19 protein-coding genes are annotated in these 25,231 nt (G+C 67.5%); 12 read left to right on the plus strand and 7 right to left on the minus strand.

The window, feature by feature from the left end:
- Positions 1–40: 40 nt before the first annotated feature.
- The 5 genes from IAG43_RS29515 (at position 41) to IAG43_RS29535 (ending at position 6,900) form a co-directional block, all read left to right on the plus strand.
- The gene (locus tag IAG43_RS29515; RefSeq protein ID WP_187743706.1) at positions 41–910 is read left to right on the plus strand and encodes a HalD/BesD family halogenase; all 870 of its coding nucleotides are present in this window, start codon (positions 41–43) and stop codon (positions 908–910) included.
- 60 nt (positions 911–970) lie between these two features.
- Positions 971–1,816, plus strand: coding sequence for a class I SAM-dependent methyltransferase (locus tag IAG43_RS29520; protein WP_187743707.1), 846 nt, complete (start codon positions 971–973; stop codon positions 1,814–1,816).
- 20 nt (positions 1,817–1,836) lie between these two features.
- Positions 1,837–3,642 carry a choline/carnitine O-acyltransferase gene (locus IAG43_RS29525; protein ID WP_246574615.1) on the plus strand — a complete coding sequence of 602 codons (1,806 nt, stop codon included), beginning with the start codon at positions 1,837–1,839 and terminating at the stop codon, positions 3,640–3,642.
- A 407-nt stretch (positions 3,643–4,049) separates the two neighbouring features.
- Positions 4,050–5,162 carry a tyrosine-type recombinase/integrase gene (locus IAG43_RS29530; protein ID WP_484600525.1) on the plus strand — a complete coding sequence of 371 codons (1,113 nt, stop codon included), beginning with the start codon at positions 4,050–4,052 and terminating at the stop codon, positions 5,160–5,162.
- Between the two features lie 301 nt (positions 5,163–5,463).
- Entirely contained in the window at positions 5,464–6,900 is a 1,437-nt protein-coding gene (locus tag IAG43_RS29535) for a restriction endonuclease (RefSeq protein ID WP_187743710.1), read from the plus strand.
- A gap of 93 nt (positions 6,901–6,993) precedes the next feature.
- Here IAG43_RS29535 and IAG43_RS29540 read toward each other — a convergent pair whose 3' ends face one another.
- The 3 genes from IAG43_RS29540 to IAG43_RS29550 form a co-directional block, all read right to left on the minus strand.
- The gene (locus tag IAG43_RS29540; RefSeq protein ID WP_187743711.1) at positions 6,994–9,342 is read right to left on the minus strand and encodes an NACHT domain-containing protein; all 2,349 of its coding nucleotides are present in this window, start codon (positions 9,340–9,342) and stop codon (positions 6,994–6,996) included.
- A 617-nt stretch (positions 9,343–9,959) separates the two neighbouring features.
- The gene (locus IAG43_RS29545) at positions 9,960–10,730 is read right to left on the minus strand and encodes a hypothetical protein (RefSeq protein WP_187743712.1); all 771 of its coding nucleotides are present in this window, start codon (positions 10,728–10,730) and stop codon (positions 9,960–9,962) included.
- A gap of 187 nt (positions 10,731–10,917) precedes the next feature.
- The gene (locus IAG43_RS29550; RefSeq protein ID WP_223005995.1) at positions 10,918–11,124 is read right to left on the minus strand and encodes a hypothetical protein; all 207 of its coding nucleotides are present in this window, start codon (positions 11,122–11,124) and stop codon (positions 10,918–10,920) included.
- A gap of 461 nt (positions 11,125–11,585) precedes the next feature.
- Here IAG43_RS29550 and IAG43_RS29555 point away from each other — a divergent pair, with 461 nt between their 5' ends.
- The 4 genes from IAG43_RS29555 to IAG43_RS29570 all read left to right on the plus strand — a co-directional run bounded on the left by IAG43_RS29555 (position 11,586) and on the right by IAG43_RS29570 (position 15,804).
- Positions 11,586–11,903: a helix-turn-helix domain-containing protein gene (locus IAG43_RS29555; RefSeq protein WP_187743713.1), complete on the plus strand. Its 318-nt coding sequence runs from the start codon at positions 11,586–11,588 to the stop codon at positions 11,901–11,903.
- A complete protein-coding gene (locus tag IAG43_RS29560; RefSeq protein WP_187743714.1) occupies positions 11,890–12,408 on the plus strand; it encodes an ImmA/IrrE family metallo-endopeptidase in 519 nt (172 codons plus the stop codon). Before IAG43_RS29555 ends, IAG43_RS29560 begins: the two co-directional genes overlap by 14 nt.
- Positions 12,409–13,063: 655 nt before the next feature.
- Complete coding sequence (locus IAG43_RS29565) at positions 13,064–14,068, plus strand: SMODS domain-containing nucleotidyltransferase (RefSeq protein WP_187743715.1); 1,005 nt, start codon at positions 13,064–13,066, stop codon at positions 14,066–14,068.
- Positions 14,065–15,804, plus strand: coding sequence for a ThiF family adenylyltransferase (locus tag IAG43_RS29570; protein WP_187743716.1), 1,740 nt, complete (start codon positions 14,065–14,067; stop codon positions 15,802–15,804). The genes IAG43_RS29565 and IAG43_RS29570 overlap by 4 nt, the downstream gene beginning before the upstream one ends.
- 208 nt (positions 15,805–16,012) lie before the next feature.
- On the opposite strand, the gene IAG43_RS29575 is transcribed toward IAG43_RS29570, so the two are convergent.
- Positions 16,013–17,146: an SAVED domain-containing protein gene (locus IAG43_RS29575; protein ID WP_187743717.1), complete on the minus strand. Its 1,134-nt coding sequence runs from the start codon at positions 17,144–17,146 to the stop codon at positions 16,013–16,015.
- A gap of 380 nt (positions 17,147–17,526) precedes the next feature.
- On the opposite strand from IAG43_RS29575, the gene IAG43_RS34705 reads away from it, so the two are divergent.
- The gene (locus IAG43_RS34705) at positions 17,527–17,775 is read left to right on the plus strand and encodes a hypothetical protein (RefSeq protein ID WP_246574616.1); all 249 of its coding nucleotides are present in this window, start codon (positions 17,527–17,529) and stop codon (positions 17,773–17,775) included.
- A 571-nt stretch (positions 17,776–18,346) separates the two neighbouring features.
- On the opposite strand, the gene IAG43_RS29585 is transcribed toward IAG43_RS34705, so the two are convergent.
- From IAG43_RS29585 to IAG43_RS29595, 3 genes are read right to left on the minus strand one after another with little or no spacing between them, the layout of a single operon-like run.
- Positions 18,347–19,081, minus strand: a complete 735-nt coding sequence (locus IAG43_RS29585) for an ATP-binding cassette domain-containing protein (protein ID WP_187743718.1) — start codon at positions 19,079–19,081, stop codon at positions 18,347–18,349.
- Complete coding sequence (gene pstC, locus IAG43_RS29590; RefSeq protein ID WP_187743719.1) at positions 19,069–20,901, minus strand: phosphate ABC transporter permease subunit PstC; 1,833 nt, start codon at positions 20,899–20,901, stop codon at positions 19,069–19,071. Before pstC ends, IAG43_RS29585 begins: the two co-directional genes overlap by 13 nt.
- Positions 20,902–20,903: 2 nt before the next feature.
- Positions 20,904–21,824: a phosphate ABC transporter substrate-binding protein gene (locus IAG43_RS29595; RefSeq protein WP_187743720.1), complete on the minus strand. Its 921-nt coding sequence runs from the start codon at positions 21,822–21,824 to the stop codon at positions 20,904–20,906.
- 855 nt (positions 21,825–22,679) lie between these two features.
- Here IAG43_RS29595 and arsL point away from each other — a divergent pair.
- Both arsL and IAG43_RS29605 read left to right on the plus strand, forming a co-directional pair.
- Positions 22,680–23,930 carry an arsinothricin biosynthesis radical SAM protein ArsL gene (gene arsL / locus IAG43_RS29600; protein WP_223005997.1) on the plus strand — a complete coding sequence of 417 codons (1,251 nt, stop codon included), beginning with the start codon at positions 22,680–22,682 and terminating at the stop codon, positions 23,928–23,930.
- 30 nt (positions 23,931–23,960) lie between these two features.
- Entirely contained in the window at positions 23,961–25,220 is a 1,260-nt protein-coding gene (locus IAG43_RS29605; protein WP_187743722.1) for a GNAT family N-acetyltransferase, read from the plus strand.
- Positions 25,221–25,231: the final 11 nt, after the last annotated feature.

Here is a 25,231-nt window from a genome sequence, read left to right on the forward strand (position 1 = left end):
ACACCTCGGAACGGTCTGCCCGCCACGTGGAGAGGATCGAGTGAGCTCTTTGGAAGCCGCAACACTGGACCAGGTCGTCGACACCGCCCGCTACCCCTTGCCGGAACTCGGCAGCGCCGAGGGCCGCGCCGTCGTGTCCCGCGCCCGGCGTGAACTGTCCGCCCTCGGCTGCACCGTGCTGCCCGACTTCATCCGTCCGTCACTGCGCGACACGCTGAGTCGCGAGTGCGCGGCCATCGCGTCCCGGGCCCACTTCGACACCGAAACGGTCAACGTCTACAACATCGCGGTGGACGCGGAACTGCCGGACGGCCATCCGGGCCGGAAGACCTTCGAGCGCGGCAACGCCTTCGTCGCCCGGGACCGCATCCCCGACGACGCCGTCATCAGCCGCCTCTACTCCGACGAACTGTTCCACCGCTTCGTCGCACGGTGCTTCGGACTTCCGGAGCTCCACGAACTCGCGGACCCGCTCTCCGGGCTCGTACTCAACGTCGTCGCGCCGGACAGGGAACACCCCTGGCACTTCGACACCAACGAGTACACGGTCAGCATGCTCACCCAACAGGCCGAGGCCGGCGGCGACTTCGAGTACTGCCCGGGCATCCGGTCCCCGCACGACGAGGGATTCGACGACGTCCGGGACGTGCTCGAAGGCCGGGGCGGGGCACTCGTCCGCAGCCTCCCCCTGCAACCGGGTGACCTGCAACTGTTCAAGGGCCGCTACTCGCTGCACCGGGTCAGCCCCGTCCGGGGCGCCATCGCACGCCACTCCGCGATCTTCGCCTACAGCGAGCGCCCCGGCGTCGTCGGCAGCGTGGCCCGCACCCGGCAGCTCTTCGGCCGCGTACTGCCCGAGCACCTGGCGGCCGAGGGCCGGGCCGTCCGGGGCGACGCGCTGCTGGACTGACCGACCCACCGACCGGCACAGCCGCCGCCCGCACTCTGCCATCGACGAGGAGCAAGCCCTGTGCGTTTCGACGCGACCGGGAAAGTCACGCTCGACCACATCTACACGCAGCCCGATCCCCGGGCCTACTTCCGCCTGCTGCGCCCCCTCGGCTACTGCGTTCCGCAGCAGGCGAAGCCGTACTTCGCGAAACTCGTGAAGGAGTACCGGGAGGCTCGGCACGTCACCGTGCCCCACATCGTGGACATCGGCTGCTCGTACGGAATCAACGCCGCACTTCTCAAGTACGACGTAACCATGGACGAGCTCTACGCCCGCTACGGCGACGAGGGCCTCGACGGGAAGAGCCGCGAGGCCCTGCTCGTCCGCGACCGGAAGCTGTCCCGCTCGCACCAGCCCGCCCGGCGCATCCGTTTCACCGGCCTCGACACCTCCCGCCAGGCACTGTCCTACGCGCACGAGGCCGGGTTCCTCGACGACGCGGTCCACGCCGACCTGGAGGTGAACGAGCCGACGCCGCGACAGTGCGCCCAGCTCGCCGGGGCGGACCTGGTGATCTCGACCGGCTGCCTCGGCTACGTCACCGAGCGCACACTCGTACGGATCGTCGAGGCGCAGGGCCCCCGGCGGCCCTGGATGGCGCACTTCGTGCTGCGGATGTTCCCCTTCGACCCCGTGGAACAGGCACTGGGAGAACTGGGCTACCGCACCATCCGCGTCGACGAGGTGTTCAGACAGCGCCGATTCGCCTCCCCGCAGGAACAGGCGCTCGTGCTCGAGAGCATGTCGGCCGCCGGAGTGGATGCGAGGGGCCTCGAAACGGAAGGCTGGCTCTACGCACAGCTCTATCTTTCCCGCCCGCACGACACCCCAGGTATCGACGAGCCGAATCGAGTGCAGAAGTGAAGACCAGTCAGAATGCCGCGGTGAACGCGACCTTCGCCCGGGAGGCCGACCTGCCGCGGGTGCCGCTGCCCACCCTGGAAGACAGCTGCGAGAGATTCCTCGCCTGGTGCGCGCCGCTGCTGACGCCGGACGAGCGGGCGGCGACCGAGGCGGAGGTGGCGGACTTCCTCCGGCCCGGTGGCCCCGGCCGGGTCCTGCATGCCGCGCTGGAGGAGTACGACGCCACGGAGGGTGTGCACAGCTGGCTCGACACCTTCTGGCCCTACCGTTACCTGGGCCGCCGGGACCGGATCGCTCTGAACGCCAACTTCTTCTTCTTGTTCAAGGACACGGGCCGCCCCCAGGTGGAGCGGGCGGCCGGGCTCATCGCGGGGGCCCTCGCATACAAGCGGCAGCTCGACGACGGGCTCATCGCGCCGGCGGTGCAGCGCGGAGCACACCAGTCGATGGTGCAGAACAAGTTCCTGTTCTCCACCACCAGAATCCCCGGCGCACAGCAGGACACCGTCCGCGCCCCGTACACCGACGCCTGGCCCGGTCCGTCCGGCGCCCCTCACATCGTGGTCTTCTTCCGTGGCCGGATGTTCCGGCTCGATGTGATCGGTCCCGACGGCGTCCCGCACGCCCTGGACGAACTCGAGGCGGGGCTGCGCGCGGTGATGAAGGCGGGCGACGAGGGAGCCGGCGAGGACACGTCGGTGGGTCACCTGACCACCATGGCCCGTGCCGAATGGGCCGCCGCCCGGGCCTCTCTCGTCGCCGTCCACCCAGGCAACGCCGACGCGCTCGACACCGTCGAGACCGCACTGTTCTGCGTCTGTCTGGAGGACTTCGCACCGGAGAGCACTCAGGACGCCTGCGACCAATTGCTGTACGGCGACCGCGGCAACCGGTGGTTCGACAAGGCCGTGTCCTTCGTCGTCTTCGCCGACGGGCGCGCCGGCATCAACGTCGAGCACTGCGAGCTGGACGGCACCACCATCCTCGGCTTCACCGATGCGCTGCTCGCGGGCTCCGCCGAGGAGTTCTCACGCCGGTCCGGGGCCCGCTCCCAGGGACAGCCCGCACTGGAGCCGGTCGTCTTCGCGCTCGACGACGCGCTGCGCACGCAGGTGCGCGCCGCCGCCGCCGCATTCGCCGCGTACGGGCGGAACACCGCGACCAGCACCGTGTCCTTCGAGGACTTCGGCAGCAGTGCGGCCAAGGCGCTGAGGGTTTCGCCGGACGCGTTCGTCCAGGTCGCCTATCAGCTGGCCCACCAGCGGGCGAAGGGCCGGCTCGGTGCGACGTACGAATCGATCGCGACGCGGCAGTACCGGCACGGGCGGACGGAGGCGATGCGCGTCGTCACCCCCGAGATGCTCGCGTTCGTCGCCGCGATGGACGACCCGTCGGCGGACACCGGCCTCCGGCACGCCGCCTTCCGTGCCGCCGCCGACGCCCATGTGGCGCGTGCGAAGGAGAGCCAGGCCGGCCAGGTGCCCGAGCAGCACCTGTGGGAGCTGGAGCTGATCCAGCGCCGCCGGGGGGCGGAACTCGGAGTGGACGAGCAGCCCTCCCTGTACCGGACGCCGGGCTGGCTGACGATGCGGGACGACTACCTGAGCACCAGCTCCGCGCCGTCGGCCAACATCCAGTTCTTCGGCTTCGGTTCCACGAGCAGCCGGTGCATCGGTGTCGCGTACGTGCTGCTGCCCGAGCGCTTCAACCTCTATCTGAGCACCCCGCTGCCGGTCGCGGACCAGATGCACGCCTTCGCCGGCCACCTCCGCGAGGCGGTTGCCGAACTGCGCGAACTGCTCACCTCCGTGCGGTCCGAGGACTGACCGGCGCACGGAACGGACCGTCGGCCGTGCCTCGGGGGAAGGGCACGGCCGACACCGGCGTCGGCCTGCTCGGTGGTCGGTGTGAGTCCTGGAACACCGGACGACAGCTGACCGCGCATGCGAAACGATGTAGCCTCCCAAGAACGCCTTTGACCTGCAGGAAGCAGGCAGGGAGCAGACATTTCGGGAGTCTTTTCATGTTCCGGACCATGTTCAAGTCCAAGATCTAGCTATTTGGCGTTGCCGCAGGTCAGGGGCATCATGTGCCTCCCTCCGGTCAGCAAAGGGTCAGCATGCGTCCGCATGGTGTCCGCGCTTGCTGATCTTCGACCCGCAACAGGCGCCTAAGCGTGATTCTTGGGCTGGATCGGATGGTTCGCGCCATGGCCCGACAGCTCGCCCGCGGCATGGGGTCCTTCTTCAAGGACTGCGGCTGCGCCAAGCCCACCCGCTGCCCTCACCCGTACTCGATCCGTTACCGCGACGCCCTCGGCAGGCAGCGCGAGGAGTCCGGATACGCCACGCAGGACGACGCGATCGAACGCCTCACCCAGCTGTACGCGGAAAAGAAGACCACGGCGCCGTCCGTGGCGGCGGCCCGCCGTGAGCTGGGTCAGATGACGGTAGAGGAGTACGCCAAACAGTGGCGGCCGCGACAGCGCAGGATTACGGACTACTCCACGGGCGAGCACGTCGACAGTTCGATCAACGTGCACATCGTTCCGCGTCTGGGAGCGCGGAAGCTGAACGCGGTCACCCCGATGGTGGTTGAGCGCTTCCTGGACGCGATGGAGAGCGACGGGGTCGGCCGGGGCAACCAGGTGAACATCCTCCGGGTCCTGAAGACGATCCTGCGGGACGCGTACGACAAGGGGGCGATGGCGGACGATCCGGTGAAGGGGGTGCAGGAGCCGGAGTACGTGCGTGAGCAGGTTGCCATTCCGTCCCTCGTCTACGTGAAGAAGGCGCTCGCCACGGCCGACGAGGACCTTGCGCTGGAGATCGTCATGATGGCGGGGTGCGGCCTGCGCAACGGCGAGGCCCGGGCGGTGAACGTCCACAATGTCGTGGCCCAGGACGTGTACCGGGTGCGGGAGCAGATCCACTCCAACACTCACAAGCTGGCGAAGCTGAAGCACCGCAAGACGGGAGAGTTCCGCGAGGTGCCACTGCCCCGGTCTGCCCGTGAGGCGATCGAGCGCTACGCGGCCAAGCACGGCACCACGAAGGACGGCTACCTGCTGCGCGGCCCCAGCGGCTGGTACACGGAGCCGATGGAGCGGCGCCGCGTGAAGCGGCTCTTCGAGAACCTCCCGCCGGAGGAGGGGGTGGGGATGTACGGCTTCCGGCACTACTTCGCCTCGAACGCCCTCGGCAGTGGCATCCCCATCACCGACGTCGCGGAGTGGATGGGGCACAAGTCCATCGAGGAGACGTACCGCACGTACCGGCACCTGATGCCGGGCAGCGTCACCAAGGCCGCCCGGATCCTGGACGCAGGCCTCTGGGAAGCCGCCTGATTCTTTTGTTTTCAAGGAACAGCAGGTTCTTCGTGTGCCGGTGGTACAGCAGCCGCACCCATGCCTACCTGTGGAAATCGCGGCAGGCGGGGCTCTCCGGCGGGGGCTGGCCCGGAAATGGTCCGGACCTTCGTCCTCGGCATGCTCGCTCCTGCCCTGTTCCCTGCCATGAGGCTTGGTCGCACGACCCCGAGTGTCGGTGGGTCCGCATAGCATCCAGGCCACGCAGGTGTGAGGTCCGCTGGATCGCAAACGGCACCTGTCTTCGGGCGAGCCGGTTGGGGTTAGGGGAAACGTAGCTATGTGGGAATCGTTGCTGGTGTCGGAGTTTCAGCAGCTCCAGTCCAGCCCGGACGCGCATTGGCGTGGCCGGAAGTTCGAGGAGCTGCTGGAGCGGCTCTTCAAGAACGCCCACTTCCGTGTTCAGCGCAACGCTGGTACCGCCCGACCGAGACAGACCGACATTCTCGCTATCTACGGGGATGCCTGGTATTTGATCGAGGCTAAATGGGAAAAGGCCCCAATCGATGTGGACACCTTCGATGCCGTACGGGCTCGGATGGAGCGAGCTGTCCCCTCCGCAGTGGGCGTGATCATCAGCATGTCGGGCTTCACGGACACTGTCATCGAAGAGGTGGCGAAGTTCAGAGGGAAGCATCCCATCCTGCTCATCAAACAGAAGGATCTGTCGCAGGTCCTTCGTACACCAGAATCGCTCGCCAATCTCCTGCGCACCAAGCGGGACGAGCTCATGGTTCACGGGCGTGTCCACCTGAGCCCGGAGATCACGAGGCGCGCTCGCCGTCGGCCGGTTACGGACCTGCCTGCCGCAGCTCTGACGATCCTTGGAGTGGACCTGCAACCGCTCCCGTACGTGATGAAGGAAGGCGGCTTCTCAGGGTTGGTCTTCGTACAGGAACTCCCGGACGTTGACTGGGTGATTCCGGACGGCAGCGGTGTGACCCTGGATCTCCCCGTCAGCCGACTTGACGAGCGGGGCCTTATCGATCTCGTTCACACTCTCAACTCCATGGGGTGGACGACGTCTCAACCGAGCTGGAGCATCCGACAGCTGACTACAGCGTGGCATGGCGCCGGCGCACGCGAGTTCGTCGAGGCCCTCACAGCCAGGGCGAAGCGCTACAAGGACCTCTCCGAGGAGGAAATCCATCACTCCGAGCAGGTGACCTACTTCGACACCTGCGCGGGCGGGGGCTTCTACACCCTCAGCGCGGACATCTCCCAAGACGGCTCCCGGGCCGTCGGCTGCAACGTTTCGTTCCAGCTAGTCGGTGTACCGGTCGACGTTCAGCCGCTCCGGCATTTGTTCGAACAATACGACGTGATGGCCGCCGGATTCTTCCGTCCGCTGGCCGGTCCCTCCGTAGCCCTTGGGAATTTGGGCGCCCACGAGCCACTGGAAGCAGTCGGATATCTGGTCTCCGCAGACCCGTTCCCGGGCGACAACCGAGCCGGGGACCTGGAGAACCTGCCGACGGGGCCCGATCCTCAGGAGCGGTGGGTTACGGGCATCGTGGCCCGGAACCCCTTCTTCAAAGCGGACCGCGGATCGACGCCGGAGGGGTGGCCGGGTGCGCTCAGTACCAGTGAGGTCATCGTGTGCGCTCTCCGCTCGCATCATCCGCTGACGACGATGCCAGAAACCTACTTCCTGACCTCGTGGGAGCGGGCCCGCACCTCGGACGCTCAGGTGTTCCGACCGGTGGCCGACTGGTAGTCCCGCTGGCGAGACCCGCGCGAGTGGCGCGATACAGGCTCCCTCACGTTTACCCCGTCCGGAACGGGAGCACCCGGGTGCTTGCAGCACGTTCTATGGAAGACCTGTGCTTGCAGTTCGCGGTCCCTCGCCAGTGAGATGGAGGCGGTGGAGGTCCTCGTGGAGCCACGCATAGGCGTAGCGGATAGCAGGGGCTTCATCGAAGATTTCCGGCTCGCTGATCGCTGGCGTGCTGGGGCGGGCCCAGGGGGACTTCGCAGTCTGGGCACGATCTGCTGCACCGTTGGGAGCCGGGGCGTACAGATCCTCTAGTGATGCGACGAGCCGGACCGTGATCGAGTTGCTAGACGAAGGGCGGAGGTTCAGGCGCATCAGGGGTGGGTCGTAGGTCCCCCCGAGGGGTGGCGTGTACAGGTCGGCTATCAGCGTGGCGGGTGCGGCGCTGGCCAGACCGAGGGTTTCCTTGAGATGGGGGAACCAGGTGTCGACAAGGGCGGCGTAGATCTCAACCGCAGCGGTGAGGATCTGCTCTGTGCACAGCCTGAGGTTTTCTGCGCTGTAGGTGTCCCATACCCACTCCACCTGTGGCCTGCGTTCTTGGTCAGGAATCGTGTAGGGGTGATGGAGCATGCCGTGACTGTCAGTCCAACGTCCGCTGCTGAGTTCTTCATCGAGCCGTAGCAGTTCTGCCCTGCGGCCGGTGAATCTCCTGCCGAACGTCGACCGGACCGGCAGGCGTCGAGATGTGCCGTACAGGCGCGTTTGAAGAGCCTGGTACACGTCGGCCCCTCGTAACGGGGTGAATCGACCGGCAGGGAGGTGGAGCAGGTCTGCACCCGCTAGCCAGAGGCGTTCCCTGGTGTAGGCGTCGCAGCTGGTCAGATCGAACTCCCTGTGGGTGCAAAGATCACCCAGGTGTGAAGAAAGCAGGGCTAGTGTCGTCTGCCAGGGCCAGGCGCCGTAGTCGGTGGCCACGGATCCGAACCATCCAGCCAAGGGGCGCACCCCGTGTGGTTCCGTCCACCGTTCGGTGGCCGGGATCGCAAGTCCAGGAGTGTGCTTGCCGTCGCGACGGAGAATGTGAAGCCACAATTCGTTGCCGTTCAGGCCGGCGTCGACGGTGACCGAACCAGCCCCGTTCATGTGCAGGAAGACATGGCCGCCTGCCGGTCTGAGGGCCCGCATCCAGGAATCAAGGGCTCCCTGCAGTCGTCGGCTTACTACGTCTGCTGTCAGGTCCGGCATCGGGCCTTCGCGGCTTGGCGCCGTGTGGGGGAGGGCCTCATGCGTGGCCCAGGCCGCGACACCTGGGTGACTACGCAGCAAGGGTTCAATGACCCTGCGTACCGACTCCCAGCCGCCTGAAGCGATAGCCATGGCCAGTCCATAGCGCCACCGATCCAGCAACTCCATGCTCTGCATTACTTCATCCGGCACGCCGGTGGCCAGCAAAGCCTGGCCGGCGAAGTACTGTTCGAGCACGGGCAGAGCGAACATGAGATGACGGTTGCCGTGGCGAACAACCAGCCGGGTCTCCAGGAGCGCCTGTGTCTCGCCGGGACTGCCTACGTCGGCGGCTGCCGCCAGCCCGCCTCCGCTGAGACAGGCCGCGGCGAGCTGCTGGATGAGCCGCTCGGCACGGGCCTCTTTGACGCTTCCAACGTCGCGCAGGGCCCGGGTGACCAAGGCATCGAGGAAGGCAATCGGACTGTGAGGCAGACGCCCGTGGTCTTGCTGAATCCGGGCTCCGATGATGGTAAACAGGGGGCGACACAACACGCTGCGCACCATGGGAGAACTTTGCACGGCGGAGCCATCACCACCGAGACGGTCCATCAGCGCCGCGGCCTCATCCCCGGTTAGCTCAGGCATCGTCTTGCGCAGCTCAGCCTCCACCTCCAAGCCGGGCCGCGCGGTCGCCAGGATGCGCCAGCGCGCACCGGCCGCGGACGCAGTCCAGCTAAGGGCCTGGCTTAGCAATTCTGCGCCGCGGATCGGACCAGGCTCCTCCAGCCCGTCCACCACCAGGCGCACACCCCGTACGGCAGGATCCCCCAGCAGACGCGCGGCATAGGTGGCAGCATCGATCAGATTGCCTTGGAAGTCTTTTGCTGCGAGACGCACGGGAATGGGAGCCCGTTCATCGGTGCTAGCAGCAGCGATGTCTTGCTGGTGCTGACGCTCGGCTGCCACCGACTTACCGGCCCCAAGGACACCTTCCAGGACTACGACCCCGAATTCGGGAAGCGCGGCCACCTCGACGGGAAGGGCTCCGACTTGTGGATCATCGGCGAATGCGGCAGCCGTTGCCACTGGCACGCCTACGGCATGCCAGCGCTGGACAAGGCGGGTCCGGCTGGCAGCGGCCAATTCTTCCAAGGAGGCTGGGCCGACGGCACCAGCAACAAACTGAACCAGGACGGTGTTGTGGCTGCCGGTCACGATTGTTCCGGCATCTCCTCCGACTGCAACAGCTCCCTCACCTGAGGCTGACACCGGCCCGCGGCTGCCTGCCCCTTCTTGAGGGAGGGAAGACGCACCCTTGCCTCTGCGGCAGTTGAAACGCTTCCACCACCCCCCTGTCACGTGGCGTTGCCGTCCCCCGTGACGGCCTCATCGATAGGGCCGCCGGCAGCCACGGACTTCGCACCGGATGCTTCCACCGGCCCGTTCGGAACGCCTGATCCAGACGGGGCAGGGGCAGGTCCTGACATTTGGTTGTTGTTACCCGTCACGACCCTGCCGATACCGCCCCCAGCAGCTACGGAACCTGCGCCTGATGCCGTGACCCCTCCTGCGGATTGCAGTAGCAGCCCACGAACGGCGAACACCGTCATGACGAGGGTGACGACGTTGGCAGCGAGACCTGCCACCGTTCCTGCCGTACTGAGATTCTTAAACCACAGAACAAGCGCGATCCCTACGCAGGTGAGACCCGAGACAACAGCCACAGCCCACAGCACACCTCTGCGCCAACCCCACATGACAACGCCCCCTGTCTGGACTTGGACTGGTGCGGCAGCCTACCTGCTGCGGGAAGGACGCACCGCGAGCACCTTTCACTCCTGTTGGTGGGTCGTTGAGCTGAGCGCCCCGCGCGACCAAAACCGCAGAGGCGGGGCGTCAGCCACCTCTTGGGAGAAGGCGAGCCAACGCTGACCGCTTCCTGTGAGCCGGTTGTAGATCCTGGCGTCGTAGGCCTCACTCGTCACCAGCGCCACCACACCGACAGCATCGCCTGCGTATGCGTCCTGGAGGGCTGTTGTCCGAGCGTGTGCTCGAAGGGTCCGTGCGAGGTAGGGGCTTGAGAGACGTGATCCGTCGTACTCACCGAACCCGGAATGAAGGATCAGACGCAACTGCGGCAAGAGATATCCAGGCATCCTCGCGGCGCTGCACCAGTCTTCGGCCATCATTCGGTCCAGAATGTCGAGCAGCGTGGCTCCTACTTCACACAGGTCCAGGCCTCCAGTAAAGAGAAGTAGCGCATCGCCGTTGCCCTGTTCCTCCCCGTACGCCACCAGGTCCGGGGCATCGATCGCCTGCAGAGCTTGCTCAACGTAAGCCTTCACCAGACGGCGACCGGGGTGCACCGACACGGAGTCTCCGACCCAGCTGAGATGACCGATCAGCACAGGTATAACGGCTGGGATGGAAGCGCGGCCCTCTGCGCTTCCTGAGGGCGCTGACTCCCTACCTCCGAAGATCAGAAACTGGTTGACGACGTTCTGGTCGCCAGTCACTGCGAGAATCACATCACCGCCTGCGGCTATGCTGCGGTGTCCTGAAGCTGTCACCTCAGTCAGCGAAGCGTCATTCGACTCAGTCATCGCCCAGGCCCCTTGATCAGCACGCGTCGTCGTGACTTCGAAGGTACCGCCAGGTGCCGCGGAGGGCGGAGGCTTTGCGGGTCTCCGGAAACCACTGGGCGGAATAGAGGCGGTGTACTGGCTCCTGCAACTGATCAGGTGACAGCGCCGCTGTCCCCGCCGGGCGATTCACCCAGAGACTCAGGGGTCACCCTGCGGCGACGGCGGCTTCGATGCAGCGGGCGATCTCGTTCTCGGACTCGCCGCGGGCCCCTCCCGTGCGAATCACGGCGCCGATCGCACGGGCGCGGTGGGCGGGGCCGCGGAGGTCGGCCAGGGGGCTGCTGGGGTCGCGGCGGCTGGCGAGCCACTCGGACCTGTGGAACGAACTTCCTCTTCTTTTGGGTGTGCTCACCAGGACTCCGCAGGGTTGGATGCTTCGGTGCGTGACTCGGTGCCTGCCGTAGCGATCTCTTCGCGGTTGCTCAGCGCGAGGCCACAGTAGGGGCCTGAGATGGATTCGACGATTCCGACATCGACAACTTGGCGGGGTGCTCGCACTCCTTCTCCCACTCCTGACACAGGCTTGGCGTGGCGTAGAGGTCCCCGCACACGTTGCCAGCATAGTCGCAGGCTGGGCAGTCCTGTCACCGCACGTGCTCGTCTCGTCCCGATCGGTGATCGGCAGTGCTCCTGTCGCCGCAGGTCCTGTGCGCCTTCTGTCGATTGACGGCATCCCGCCATGTCCAGGCAAACTTTGCCGTCCGGCGGCCACGTGAAGTAGGCCGGTCCGGTCAGCGTGTCACCGCCCAGGGCTGGTCGGGTGCAGGGCAGGGAACTAGGTTGTCAGTGAGACTGGCAGCGCTTGGGGGATACGTGGACGAGCGAAAGTTCAACGAGACCGTTGCCCGGCTGATCCGTGAGGCGCGGATACGGGCCGGGGTGACGCAGGAGTACGTAGGGCGTCAAGCGGGGCTGACGCGCGGCTCGATCACGAACATCGAGTCCGGAACCCAAACCCCGCCCCTTTACCGGCTTGCCTTGATCGCCGCAGCGGTCAACGCGGACCCTGCTGACCTGCTTCCCTCGCTCCACTTGGACGAAGCGGCCGGACTTGCCGCGCGGCATGCCGCCGATGTTGCCGCGGTGTGGGCGCAGGCCTCGAAGAGGAGGGGTGTCCGTGGCGAAGCCTGACCTCGCGGCCCGCGGGCTGCTGCGGGAATTCCGGATCGACGCCCCGCCGGTCGACCCCTTCGCCCTGGCCGAACACCTCGGCGTCCTGGTCGTCCCGCAGCACATGGACGACGACGTCTCTGGCATGCTCCTACGCAAGGACGGAGCCTGCGTCATCGGCGTCAACCAGGCGCACTCCTTCGAACGGCGGCGTTTCACGGTGGCGCACGAACTGGGGCACCTGCGCCTGCACGAAGGACGCCCGCTTATTCTGGACACCGACGCGCGCGTGAACTACCGCAACGCGGTCTCGAGCATGGCGACGGACCGCGAGGAGATCGACGCCAACCGATTCGCCGCGGCGCTGCTGGCCCCGGAGGACATGGTCCGCCGGGCAGCACAGCACATTAGCTTCCGCACGACGCACGACCTCGTGCGGGTCCTGGCCAAGCGTTTCCAGTTGAGTGAGATGGCCATGACCTACCGCCTGATGAACCTCGGTATCGTCTCCGGCCCCGCTCACTGACACTACCTGGCCCCGGCCGCCGACCCGACCCTCTGCCGCGCGCTGCGCGTTCCTGGCGCCGCCCTGCCACGCCCGCTTAGGAGCCGTGCCCCCTCACTTCTCCCGCCCCAGTATGCCGAAGGCTGAGGGGGGAGGAGTCGAACCAGCCACCGTCAGGCCCGCACTGAAGGCATGTCAGTCAGACTGACCTTCAAAAAGAGCCTTGCGTGAATGTCGCTGCGTGTGGTGGACTTGTTACCGCAGAGAGTGACCGGTCTCTGCGTATAACGGGTGGCCCCTGCTCGGCGTGAGGCTGACGGGAGAAGCCACCCCGGGCGGTACCGCGTACGCGTACCTGGCCACGATGGCCGGCATCGTCGACCGGACCGCACCGGCTCCCCTCGATGGCCAGCCGTCACCCAAAGCCATCCGCTGATGCTGTGCATCGGCCGACCCTCTGTCCAGTGCCATGGCCGGCCCCCTCCGCGAGCCCACGCCAGGCCCTTCGCGCAAGCACACCCATGTGCGCACCCCCGCGCCCCATCGCGGGCAAGCCCATATGCCTTCGCGGTCCCTTCATGCCGCATTCCGTCACGTCTCCCATCGGCATGCCGCCACTGCCCCATTTCGTCACCCTGAGCCCTCTGCCGGCTCGCCACAGAATGGAATCCTCGCCATGCAGTGCCGCAAGAACTTCGACACCTTCCTCAAGAACACCGTGAACCTCAGCCAGGCCAAGCTCACCCTCCTCGAAGTACGCGTCGAGGCCATCTACAAGGCCCTCAAGGCCGACTCTGAACTCGGCTCGCTCATCCGCGGCAAGAGGCCTCAGGGCTCCTGGGCGCAGCGCACCATCATCAACCCCGTCGGCGACAGCGAGTTCGACGCCGACTTCATGCTCCACTTCACCGAGAACACCGAATGGGCCGACAGCCCCAAGACCTACATCGACAAGGTCTACGCCGCGCTCGACCGTCACAACATCTACGGCGCCATGCCTCACACCCGCAAGTGCCGCTGCGTGCAGCTCAGCTACGCCAACTCTATGCACGTCGACATCGTCCCCTACCTTCAGCTGGCCGACGGCCGCGAGGTGATCGTCAACCGCGACACCAACACCTGGGAGCAGACCAACCCGGCCGGGTTTACCGCATGGATGCAGGAGAAGGACGGCATCGCCAACAACAACCTGCGCAAGGTCATCCGCCTGATGAAGTACCTGCGCAACCACCGCGGCTCCTTCACCGGCACCCGCTCCATCATCCTTACCACGCTGCTCGGCGAGTGCGTCGAGGAGATCAAGAAGCTCATGGACCCTGGCTGCTACAGCGACGTGCCCACCACCCTGCTCACCGTCGTCGAGGACCTCGACCGATGGCTGCAGGAGCGCCCCTGCAAGCCCTCCATCGCCGACCCTTCCGGATCGGGCGTCACCTTCGACCACCGCTGGGACCAGACGACCTACAGCTACTTCCGGGCCCGCATCCACGCCCACGCCCGCGAGATCCGCGAAGCCTACGACGAGCCGGACTACGACCGCAGCGTGCGACTGTGGCGCAAGCTGTTCGGCGACGCCTTCCCTGGCCAGCCGAGTGCCGCCGCCTCCCTCACACCCACGGTGGCCAAGTTCGCCACCCCGCTGCTCATCACCACGACCTCCCGCACTGGACGTGCCGGATGACCAAGCGCAAGTCGCCCGCAGCCCGCCCCAGCCTCTCCCAGCGTCGCCTCCTGGAGGAGCTCACCGCGCTGGCAGCCGCGCACGAGCCGGACCTGCGCATCACCGGCCGCCCCCGTACCGACACTGACGGCCTGGTTACCATCCCCATCAGCGTCTGCACCGGCGGCACGTCACATGCTCCAGGAGGACTGCAGCTCAAGGAGAGTGAGGACTTCCTGCTCACTCTGCCCGCCACCCCGATGATGCCGCCCCAGGTGCGCACCCCCCACATTCGGTTCGCCGGCACCCCGCACATCCTCCAGGGTGATCGACTGTGCCTCTACCTCGATCCGGCCCGCGAATGGGACCCCGCTGCCGGAATCGCTCCCGTCATCAACCGCCTGTGGCAGTGGCTCAGCGATGCCGCAGCCGGCAGGTTCGATCCCGCCACCGCGCTCTACCACCCCGTCGGCGGTGTCCTGCACTACACCCCGGGCACTCCCACCGTCGTCGTACGAGAACCTGTCTCCCACCGGTCGGCCATGGCATGGCTCACCCAGCGCACTACCGACCGGCTCGACCTGACCAGCACCCCCGCGGACTCCAACAGCCACCGCACCCCGATCCTGCCAACGGACGCGCTGCCCCTGGGTGCGGGCAGCACTCTGGCCGAACTCCTCACTCTCATCCACCCCGCCACTGCCCACGTCCCGCAACCGGCCGACGCGCCATGCCCGGCGCTGCTGACCGCGCTCGCCGCCAGTGCCCTGCGTAACCCCGAAGGCACCGCCCAGTACTTCGTCCTGGCCGTCCGACACCCCGCCACACCCGCAGCGTCCCCCTTCCTCCTCGCTGGCCGCCTGCCGCCCCAGGCCGGCGACACGCTGCGCCGCCTCGCACGCCGCGCGACCCCCAGTCGCCTGGGCAGTCTGCCCGAGGCCTTGGCCCACGCCTCCATCGCATGGTGCTACCTCTCCGACGAACGCGCCGAAGTCACCACCCGCCGTGACACCCTCCGCCCCGTCCGCGCGTTCCAGGACTGTGACATCCACATCTGGGGCTGTGGCGGCATCGGCTCCTGGGCAGCCGAGATGGTGGCCCGGGCCGGCGCCTCACATCTCACCCTCTGCGACCCCGGCCGTGTCACCGGAGGCCTGCTGGTGCGGCAGAACTACACCGAACACCACATCGGCATGACCAAGGCGACAGCACTGGCCTCCCACCTGCGGACCATCCGCGACGACATCCACATCGACATCGTGATCCCGCCCCCCGACCCCGCCCTCCTGACTGCCGCGGACCAAGCCGATCTCATCATCGACGCCACCGTCAGCATCACCGCCGGACGTTTTCTCGACCTTCTCGCCCAGCAGCCCCACCGCAAAGCCGTCCTGGCCCAGCTCGCCACGGACAGCCTCACCGCCAGCCTGGGAATCCTCACCATCGCCGCCGCTGACACCCACACCCCCCTGTCCACCATCGATCACGCCGCTGGGCGCCACGTCCTTAGCTCCCCCAACCTCGAGGCGTACCAAGCACTGTGGGCCGAACCCGCCCCGGACGACGAACTGCGCCCCACAAGAGGCTGCTCCACTCCCACGTTCCACGGCTCCGCCGCCGACTTGATGGCAACCACCGGCACCCTGATAACCCTGCTGGGCATCCAGATGCGCCACCCCGTATCCGGGACGCACCTGTGCGCCCAGCCCCACACGGGGACAGCCCCGGCACACCGCTTCATTCCTTACAGCGAGTAGTGAGCACTTCCCGCGCTTCTAGATCTGCGGCCCTGCATCCCCAGTAGGGCCGGCAGCCTCTTCAGGCTGCCGGGCGCCAGCAAGACCCGCATCCCCAGATCCGCTCCGGCAGAACTCGGCATACCCCGCCGCGGCCACACACCTCACACCTCCAAGACCTGTTGAGAAGGGGCTCCATGGCGCCGCACGACGGGCCGCCGTGCACAGGTCAGCCGGGAACCTGCCCCACCTCCAAGGTGGGCATATAGCTGCCCGCCAAGCGCTCGTAGATCACGAGCTGCGGGTGCACCTGCGGATGGTGAGCACGGCCCAGGGCGATTGCTGCGGAGAGGGGAACGGCAAGCAGGACGTGCAGGCGGCGCAGCGACTTTGCCTCTCTTTCCAGCCGCGCGAGAAGCGTCCGTAGGGTTTTCTCCATTTGTTGTAGTGACGCCCGGCACCGCAGTATGTCCGGACCGGCCTTCGTGCCCACCGGGCTGACCTCGTAGCGGCGCAGCGCCGTAAGCTCCCGCGGAACCTCAGAAGGGGCGATGATCCCGGAGATGTTCATCACGACGACAGCCTCGTCCTCGTCGGCCCCGGCCCGAACCGGATGCGCGGCGAACTCGGTGACCGGGCCGCTCTCGGCAGACCACACCCAGGACTGCTCGTGCCGATGACGTTGGTAGACGTCCGTCGGCACGGTGTCGTCCAAGAGCGACCCGAGATAGACCAGCAATGGCAGACGCGCGAATCCGAACACGCTCACGTGCTGCACGGATTCCCGCTCTATCCCTGGTCGCAGCCGGTTGAGGACCACGTCATCGATGACCTTGGTCGCCTGCCGATAGTAGTGACGGCTGGCCTCGGCGGCAGATTCTGCGTCCCAGCCAGCGGCTGCCTGCTCGCCGGGAGTGTGCCGCAGATCTATCTCCACACCGTGCCGGGTGTAGGACTCCAGGTACAAAGGAAATCGGCGGCCTGCCGTCACAGCGTCCGCAGCGGTCTCCCGCGACAGCTCGACCGCATTTCCGTGCACCGACCCCACCATCCGCACCACCGTGGTGGCCCTCTCCGGCCCCAGCGCGGTCAGGTGCCTGACACGGTCCTCATGCTCCTGCTTCACACGGCGCAGCCATTCGACGGTGAAGACGTCCAGCGTGGCCTTCGCATCGATCTCCATATGTTGCTGGGCACACAGCAGCATCAGATTATCTGCCTCATCCCGCAACGCCTTCTCCAACATATCCCCGCCGCGCGGCGAGCGCGGATCAGTGCTCTGCCCGACGATGTGCGCGACCTCCCCCAAAGGAAGCGTCCGTGCCGACATCGCCCCCTCCAGCAGGTACGTGTTGCACAGCATGCACCTGCCTCCACTGCGGACCCACACGGCGAGAACCGCTGTGGATGAAGGACGGCTTCGCTTCCCTCCGCTCCCGCTCATAAGCACTGCCTCCATCCCTTCGCGAGCAGATCAGACGCTAGACGAAACCTCTCCTGACACCAGGGGGACTTGACAAATCGCGGCGCACCTGGGGATGTGGACGCGAGGACGTGTCCGTGGCGGACCGAGACGCGCCCGTAGTAGGGCTTCGAATGCCTCAGCAAGCTGCCGGCATATCCAGCCCCCGCTGCACTTGCGAGTCATGCGGCCGGTGGGGCGCCAGCTGCGCCTCGACTTCACTGCGGCCCGACGTGTCGGTCCTCATCGCCCCGGCGGAGCTTACTAACACCGACCACCTCGTGTCCTTCACCCAGCTCTATGCGGAGAAGAAGACCACGGCGCCCACCGTGGCGGCGGCCCGCCGCGAACTTGGTCAGCTGACGGTCGAGGAGTACGCCAGGCAGTGGCGACCTCGGCAGCGCCGGATGGCTGAGTACTCCACCGGCTGGCACGTCGGCAGTTCGATCAACGTGCACATCGTCCCGCCCTTGGGATCGCGGAAGCTGAACTCGATCATGCCCACGATGGTCGAGAGTCGCGGACTTTGAACGTGAACAACGCCGTGGATAAGGATGTGTACCGGGTGCGGGAGCGGATCCACTCCAACACGCTGAGGCCAGCGAAGCTGAAGCACCGCAAGGTGGGCGAGTTCCGGGAGGTGCCGCTGCCGCGGTCGGTGCGGGAAGCGATCGAGGAGAAGCACGGCACGACGAAGGACGGCTATCTGCTGAGTGGGCCGGGTTGCTACTTCACCGAGGGCATGGAGCGGCGTCGGGTGAGGAGGCTCTTCGCGGACCTCCCGCCAGAGAAGGGGGTGGGCATGTACGGCTTCCGGAACTGCTTCGCCTCGAACGCTCACGGCAGCGGCATCCCCATCACCGACGTCGCGGAACCGATGGGGCACAAGTCCATCCAAGAGACGTACCGCACCTACCGGTACAGAAGTCGATTCCTGGGTGCGTTTGGCGCAAAGTCGTTAACATCTCGGCAAGTTGGAGTTCTCGGCGTTGGGTTGGCCGTCGGAGTCGCCGGGATCTTCAGCACGTTCCTTGTCCGCCCTCGCGCTTTCGCCGCGAGGGCGGACCCAGGTCCATCGAGTCCCGCAGGGCGGACGAGCGTTCAGATCGCGGCTGCGGATGGCTCGCAGGTGTTCGTCAGGTCGATGCGGACCGTCCGGTCGCAGAGCCGTTCCACCTGTGCGGGGTCGTGCGAGACGAGCAGGACCGTCCGGTTGCCCCGCAGAGCCGCCACGGACTCCTCGACCGTGTCACGGCTCCGCTCGTCCAGAGCGCTCGTCGGCTCGTCGAGCAGGAGGGCCGCCGGTTCGAGGGCCAAGGCCCGCGCCAGACACAGCCGTTGACGCTGACCGTTGGAGAGCGTCTGGGCCGGCGTGTCCAGCCGGTCGGAGACCTCGCCCCACAGGCCCGCCTCGCGCAGCGCCTGCTCGACGCGGTCGTGCATCTCTGCCCGGGACGCCCGCACCAGGTGACGGAGGCCGAACAGGGCGTTGTCCAGGATGCTGCCGCCGAAGACCACGGGGGTCTGCGGCACGAGGACGACGGTGCTGCGCAGGTCGGCGTCGCCCTTGCCGTAGCGGACCGGACGTCCGAGGACCTCGACCTCGCCCTGACGGCGGAGCCCGTGGGGCAGCAGGTCGACCAGGGCGCGGAGCACGGTCGATTTGCCCGCGCCCGACGGGCCGCACAGGCCTGTGGTGGATCCGGCGGCCAGCTCGAACGTCACCGGTCCGACCAGGCGCTTGGTGCCGTCGAGGATCTGCAGGTCGCGGGCCGCGATGACGGTCCCGTCGACGATCTTGTCCGTGGTCGTGGCAGCTGTTGTCACGTCGTCCATCGTCGTGCTCCTTCGAAGCGGTTGCGCAGGAGGACCGCCAGGCTGAGCAGGCCCGCGGTGATCAGGACCAGGACGAGGGCGCTGCCCCACGCCTGGGCGATCGCCTCGGGGGCGCCAGAGTCCTGCGACAGGGTGAAGATGTGCGTGGGCAGGGCCTGGACCGGAGCGTTGACGATGCCGGTGGGGAGGGCGGGAGCCCCGAAGAACACCGTGGCGGTGAAGATCAGAGGTGCCGTCTCGCCCGCCGCGCGGGCCAGGCCGAGCAGCAGGCCGGTGAGCGTGGCCGGCCAGGTGTACGGGATGACCACGGAGCGGACGTACTGCGAGCTGGTGAGGCCCAGGGCCAATGCGGCCTCGGTGATCTCCGCCGGCATGCTCCGGATCCGGCCCGCGGTGGTGAGGGCCACCACCGGCACCACCACGGGCACCAGGACCACGGCGCCGGCCAGCCAGGAACGGCCCCAGCCCATGGTCGTGCAGAAGAGGACGTACCCCGCGAGGCCCAGCAGGATGGTCGGCGTCCCGCCGATCGCCACGGTCAGCGTCTCCAGGACGCGGGCGGTCTTCGCGGAGGCACGCGTGCCGATCACGATGCCTGCTCCGTAGCCGAGCGGAAGGGCGATCAGCGCCGTCGTCGCGAGGAGCAGGAGCGTACCGAGGATCTGGTCGCGGATGCCGCCACCTGCCGCGCCTTCGGAGGGTGAGAACCAGAAGACCGGATTGAGTGCCGCGCCGCCGCGGGCCAACAGGATGCCGAGCATGCCGACGAGCAGAGCCCCCGGCAGCAGCAAGGCCCCGAGACGGACGACCGTGGTGACCCGGTCCTTCGGAGTGCGCAGCCATGCGGAGGACCGACGGGCGCGCGGGGCGCGCGCGGTCCGTCCCGTGGAGCCGCGGGTGCCCCAGACGGTGGCTGCGGCGACCAGGGCCAGCAGGATGACGCCCAGTCCGCACAGTGCTGCGAAGTACGGGCCGGAGGTGCCCGCCAGCATCGGCTCTGGACCGGCCAGCTTGGTGGTGAGCGTCTGACCGGGGCGGACGAGGGAAGAGAAGATGTCCCCCAGCGACTGAGGCAACCGTCCGTCGGCGCGGCCGATGACCATGAAGACCGCGATGGCCTCGCCCAGTGCGCGGGCCAGGCCGAGGAGGACGCCGGCGCGCATGCCCGACCGGGCCTGGGGCAGGACGGCGGATCGGACGACCTCCCTGCGGGTCAGACCGAGGGAGTACGCCGCCTCGCGGTACCGGCCGGGTACGGCGGACAGTGCGTCCACGCTGACCGCCACGATCGTCGGCATGATCATCACGGCGAGGACGATGCCGGCGGCGAGAAGGCTGTCGCCGCCCGGCACGTCACCGAGGTCTGCCACGAACGGCCGGATCACCAGGATGCCGATCAGGCCGTAGACGATGGAGGGGACCGCTGCCAGGAGTTCGATGCTCAGGCGCAGTGGCTTGGCAAGACGGGGCGGCAGGTACTCGGACAGAGCGACGGCCGCCGCCCAGCCGATCGGCACGGCGAGCGCCAGTGCCAGGACGCATACGGCCGCCGAGCCGTAGATCATGGCCAGGCCGCCGAAGGCGAGGGTGCCCGGATTCCAGGTGGACGAGGTGAACAGGGCCGCCCAGTCGACGGTACCGCTTGCGATGCCCGTGACCAGGTAGCCGAGCAGGACCACGAGGGTGAGCAGCACGGACAGGACGCCGCTGTACGCCCAACCCCAGACCCATCTCGCCCGGCTGCCGCGGCCGCTCCCGGAGGAGGGCCGCGGCAGGGTGGGTCCGGGCGCCTGGGCGGGGCGCTCCAGAGTGAGACCCATGGTCAGAGGCCCATCTGCTCGCGCGTGAGGTAGCCGTGCTTCGGCAGCAACTTCTGGCCCTCGGCCGAGAGGATGTAGTCGATGTACTGCTTGACGGTGCCCTTCGGCTTGCCGTTGGTGATCATGTACAGAGGACGGGTCATCGGGTACTTGCCGGACGCCACGTTCGCCAGGGTGGGGGCGACGCCCTCCAGAGGCACGGCGACCAGTTCGGGGTGACCGTCGATGAAGCCGGTCGACAGCGGGGCGACGGAACCGCGGGTGGAGTTCAGCTTGTTGCGGGTCTCCAGGTTGCCGCCGACGATGGCGTAGTTCGCGGACTTGGGAGGGGCCGGCGGGTCGTCCTTGCCGTAGATGAACTTGTCGAGCACCTCACGGGTGCCGCGGCCGGGCTCCTTGTCGTACACGAAGACCTGGAGGTCGGGACCGCCGACCTCCTTCCAGTTGGTGATCTTCCCCTCGAACAGGCCCGCCACCTGCGCCTTGGACAGGCCCTTGACCCCGCCGTCGGCCACTTCCTTCGTGATGATGACGCCGACGGCGTCCGCGCCGATCTGTGTGGTGACGAAGTCCGTGTTGGGATAAGCCTTTTGATCCTTCTCGGACATGGGCTTGGAGCTGAGCGCGATGTTGATCTGGCCGGTCCCGAGCTGGGAGATTCCGCCGGCGGAGCCGCCCTGGGTGGCGACGGTGATGTTCAGGCCCTTGGTCTTGAGGGCCTCGGCGGCGTCGGAGGCGACCGGAGCCACGGTGGTGGAGCCGCTGGCCTGAATGGCGTCCGAGTCGGCCTTCGCGGCGCCGGCGCAGCCGGTCAGGGCGGCTGAGAGGAGGAGGGCGGCGGAAGCGGCAGAGGCGCTCTGCCGGACGCGCAGTCCGGTGATGCGCGATGCTCTGCTGCGGATGTCGGTGGACGTGAAAGACATGGCGGTGCCTTTGCGGTGTTGGAGGGGGTGGGAGTCAGGGAAAAGCCGTCGGCGGATCGCCGCGGCCAGGGCCCATGTGACAAGTAGGTCTGCGGTCGGGATGTGGAAGGGGCGCGGCAGTGCCGCCGTTGGCACCCCGTCGCGTGGACGAGGCGGGCGGAATCGTGGCGAGCCTGGAGGCGCTCCGCGGGCGCGGTGCGAGACACCGAGGTTGCGGGTGACGGCTGCCGGCAATACGCAGCCGAGACGCCCCTGCGATCCTCACCGCGTTCCCCGTTGAACCCGCTCAGGACCCTTGGGCCGCCGTGGGACGCCGGTGACCTGAGCGATGATGCTCGGCCCACTCCCCATTGACAGGGCTGAAGCATCAAGGCATCGGTACCCGTTCACCCGCTGACCCCGGGTGCGGACCGCGATGCCGTGGGCGAACGCTACCGCCTCCCAGTCGCCCTGGCGAGATCTTCAGGGGCGAAATCATCGATGATCAGCGATTGAATTTGAGTCACACGCCGGGCCGGCGGGTGAGCTGCCGGAGGTCGGCCACGAATTCCGAGGACGCGTGGGTCGCTGGTCCACACCCTCGCTCCTTGCAGCTTCAAGCGCTGTGAACAACCGGATGCAAGCGCGTGACCTCTCTTCGCAACCAGCCGCAGACGAGGACGAATCGGGGCAGCGGTGCTCGGTGGCAACGAGGGGTCGGGAGACGGCCTTTCAGTCATTCATCGATCTATTGACATACATCGCTCAACGCTGGCAGGGTTCCGGCCGTCGGTCGACAGCGTCGTTACCGATCTGGGCTCTGACCCGGCCCCAACTCGATTCGTCACGCTCCTTGATCACTCCCTGGGGGGAAGTGTGAGTAGTCCCCGTGTTCTGGTTGCCTCCGCGTTCGAAGCGGAGCTCCAGCCCTTGACGTCCGCGTGTGCGGCCGCCGCTCTGCAGCAGCACGGCGCGGACGTCGTCGGCTGGGACGCGCACCTGCTTCCCGACGCCCTTCCGGAGGGCCCCTTCGACCTCACGCTCGTCTCGGTCCAGCAGTTCGAGGGTCTCGAGCGGGGGATCGCTCTGGCCCGCAGGGTGAAGGCGGCGTACGGCACCACGGTCGTGACCTTCGGCCAGTACGCGCAGATGAACCACCGCGAGTTCCTCGATGTCGCCGACGGCATCATCATGGAGGAGCCCGAGCTCATCAGCGAGGAGTTGGCCCGGCTCGCCGCCGGCACCATCGCGCTCGACGCGGTGCCCGCCCTGATGACCCGCGCGGGCATGCGGCCCAAGCCCCCGCGCCGGCGCATCTCGGTCACCAAGCCCGCCCGGGACCTCTTCCCCTCCCTCGTGCACTACCCGGCGCATCACTCGCCGTTCGGCCTGATGGGCAACATCGAGGCGTCCCGCGGCTGCCACCACAAGTGCACGTACTGCTCCGTCTACGGCGCGTACGACGGCGGCGTCGCCGCCTACGACGGCGACAGCGTTCTGGCCGACGCCCTGCAGCTGGCGGAGGAGGGCGTCCGGCACTTCTGCTTCATCGACGCCGAATTCTTCAACTCCCGCACCATCGGCATCGGTGTGGTCGAGCGACTGGTCGAGGCCATCGGCCCGATCACGTTCGAGTTCACCACCCGCGTCGACCACGTCCTCGACTACACCAAGGAACTGGAGAAGCTCGTCTCGCTCGGGCTGCGCCGCGTCACCTGCGCACTCGAGTTCCCCTCCAACCGCATCCTGCGCATCTTCGACAAGCACATCGACGTCGACCACATGCGTGAGGCGGTCGACGAGGCCGAGCGGATCGGCTTCGAGCTCTACCCGACGTTCATCCCGTTCACCCCGTGGATCGAGTACGAGGAACTCCTCGGCTTCGAGGACTGGCTGGTCGAGACGGGCCTCGCCCGCGTCACCGACCCCACCGCCCTGCAGACGCGGCTGCTGCTGTTCAAGGGCTCCCCGCTGCTCTCGTCGCCCTGGATGGAGGACATCGCCACGGTCGACCGCGGCTTCTGGGTGGAGTGGACCCACCCCGACAAGCGCGTCGAGGAACTCTGGCAGGAGCGTCGCACCGACGCCGAGGACGCGGGCAAGATCCGCTGCTGCGTGAAGTGCTGACCCACCCGCTCACAAGAAAAGGACACTGACATGGGTGGATCACCCCGCGTCGTCATCTCCACCGGCCAGGCCCTCCCGGACATGGATTGGACCGGCGAGCTCGCAGGTCTCACCGATTCGTGGCCGTACCTCGGACCCACCTGGCTCCGCGCCACGGAGAAGGTACTCCCCGACGTCCAGCCCTGGCACACCCTCGCCCACCGCGCCCGCGGCGAGCTGGCCCTCCTCCCCGGCTACATCCTCACCACCCCGCCGGTCGTCGACCACGAGCCGCGCACCTACCTCGGATGGCAGGCGCCCTCCGGTGAGGAGGTGTGCTGCGGCGCCGAGACCGACGCCGCACGCAGCGCCGAGGTCGACGCCCTGGGAACCGAGCCGTTCTTCCCGACGCTCCTGCTCGGCTCCCCGCTGGGCTACCGCACCGAGGTCGCCTACAACTTCTGGACTCCCACCCTGATGGGGTCCATCGTCGAGAAGCTCGTGCCCGCCGCGTTCGAGGCGGGCATCCGCTGCATCGTCGCCCCCTGGGTACCCAGCCGCCGCGGCAACGACGCCCTCGTCGACGGGCTCGACGCCGCCGGCGCGTCCACCACCTTCTGGGGCTACGAGGACTTCATGAGCCTCGACGCGCCGAACTGGGAAGGACATCTCGCCGCCCTGCCGCTGAAGAAGCGCCAGCGCATCAAGGGCGATGTCCGCCGTGCCGAGGCCGCCGGCGTGACCATCGAGCGCGTCGACGGGACCGACATCCGGCCCTACGTCGCCCGCATCGCCGAACTCACCTGCCTCAACAGGGAGAAGAACGGAGCCGGCGAGGAGCCCGAGCACATCATCGGCATCCTCTCCGCTCTCATCGACGAGGGCGCGGACGTCCGCGCCTACCTCGGCTACAAGGACGGCGGGCTGGTCGCCACCTGCGTCACCATCCGCAAGAACCACCGCCTCTTCCCGAAGTGGGCCGGTTTCGACTACGCCGCGATCGGCGAGCGCAGCGGCATCTACTTCGCCCTCGTCCTGGACGCGCCCGTCCGCGACGCCTACGCCGAAGGGCTCCGCACCGTCGAGTTCGGCGCCGGAGCCCACCAGGCGAAGGCCCTGCGCGGCTGCACTCCGCGCGAAGTCCGTACGTCGATGCTGCTCTCCGACCCGGCGTTGCGGCCGCAGGCGAGCGCCTGGCTCGACGCCTTCGGCAACAGCAGGCGCGTCGCGTTCGGCGCCGCGTCCCCCGCCCCGGCCCAGCCCGCGAACCTGCCCCTCTTGGGCGGCTCCGGCGACAGCTGCTGCGGCTGATCCGCCCGGTT

Source organism: Streptomyces genisteinicus, assembly GCF_014489615.1.
GTDB lineage: Bacteria > Actinomycetota > Actinomycetes > Streptomycetales > Streptomycetaceae > Streptomyces > Streptomyces genisteinicus.

Bases quoted from the DNA above. Each gene is read 5' to 3' on its own strand.
- IAG43_RS29530 (WP_484600525.1), top strand. From the start codon at position 4,050: ATGGGGTCCTTCTTCAAGGACTGCGGCTGCGCCAAGCCCACCCGCTGC.
- IAG43_RS29535 (WP_187743710.1), top strand. From the start codon at position 5,464: ATGTGGGAATCGTTGCTGGTGTCGGAGTTTCAGCAGCTCCAGTCCAGC.
- IAG43_RS29545 (WP_187743712.1), bottom strand. From the start codon at position 10,730: ATGACTGAGTCGAATGACGCTTCGCTGACTGAGGTGACAGCTTCAGGA.
- IAG43_RS29565 (WP_187743715.1), top strand. From the start codon at position 13,064: ATGCAGTGCCGCAAGAACTTCGACACCTTCCTCAAGAACACCGTGAAC.
- IAG43_RS29570 (WP_187743716.1), top strand. From the start codon at position 14,065: ATGACCAAGCGCAAGTCGCCCGCAGCCCGCCCCAGCCTCTCCCAGCGT.
- IAG43_RS29575 (WP_187743717.1), bottom strand. From the start codon at position 17,146: ATGCTGTGCAACACGTACCTGCTGGAGGGGGCGATGTCGGCACGGACG.
- IAG43_RS29585 (WP_187743718.1), bottom strand. From the start codon at position 19,081: ATGGACGACGTGACAACAGCTGCCACGACCACGGACAAGATCGTCGAC.
- pstC (WP_187743719.1), bottom strand. From the start codon at position 20,901: ATGGGTCTCACTCTGGAGCGCCCCGCCCAGGCGCCCGGACCCACCCTG.
- IAG43_RS29595 (WP_187743720.1), bottom strand. From the start codon at position 21,824: ATGTCTTTCACGTCCACCGACATCCGCAGCAGAGCATCGCGCATCACC.
- IAG43_RS29605 (WP_187743722.1), top strand. From the start codon at position 23,961: ATGGGTGGATCACCCCGCGTCGTCATCTCCACCGGCCAGGCCCTCCCG.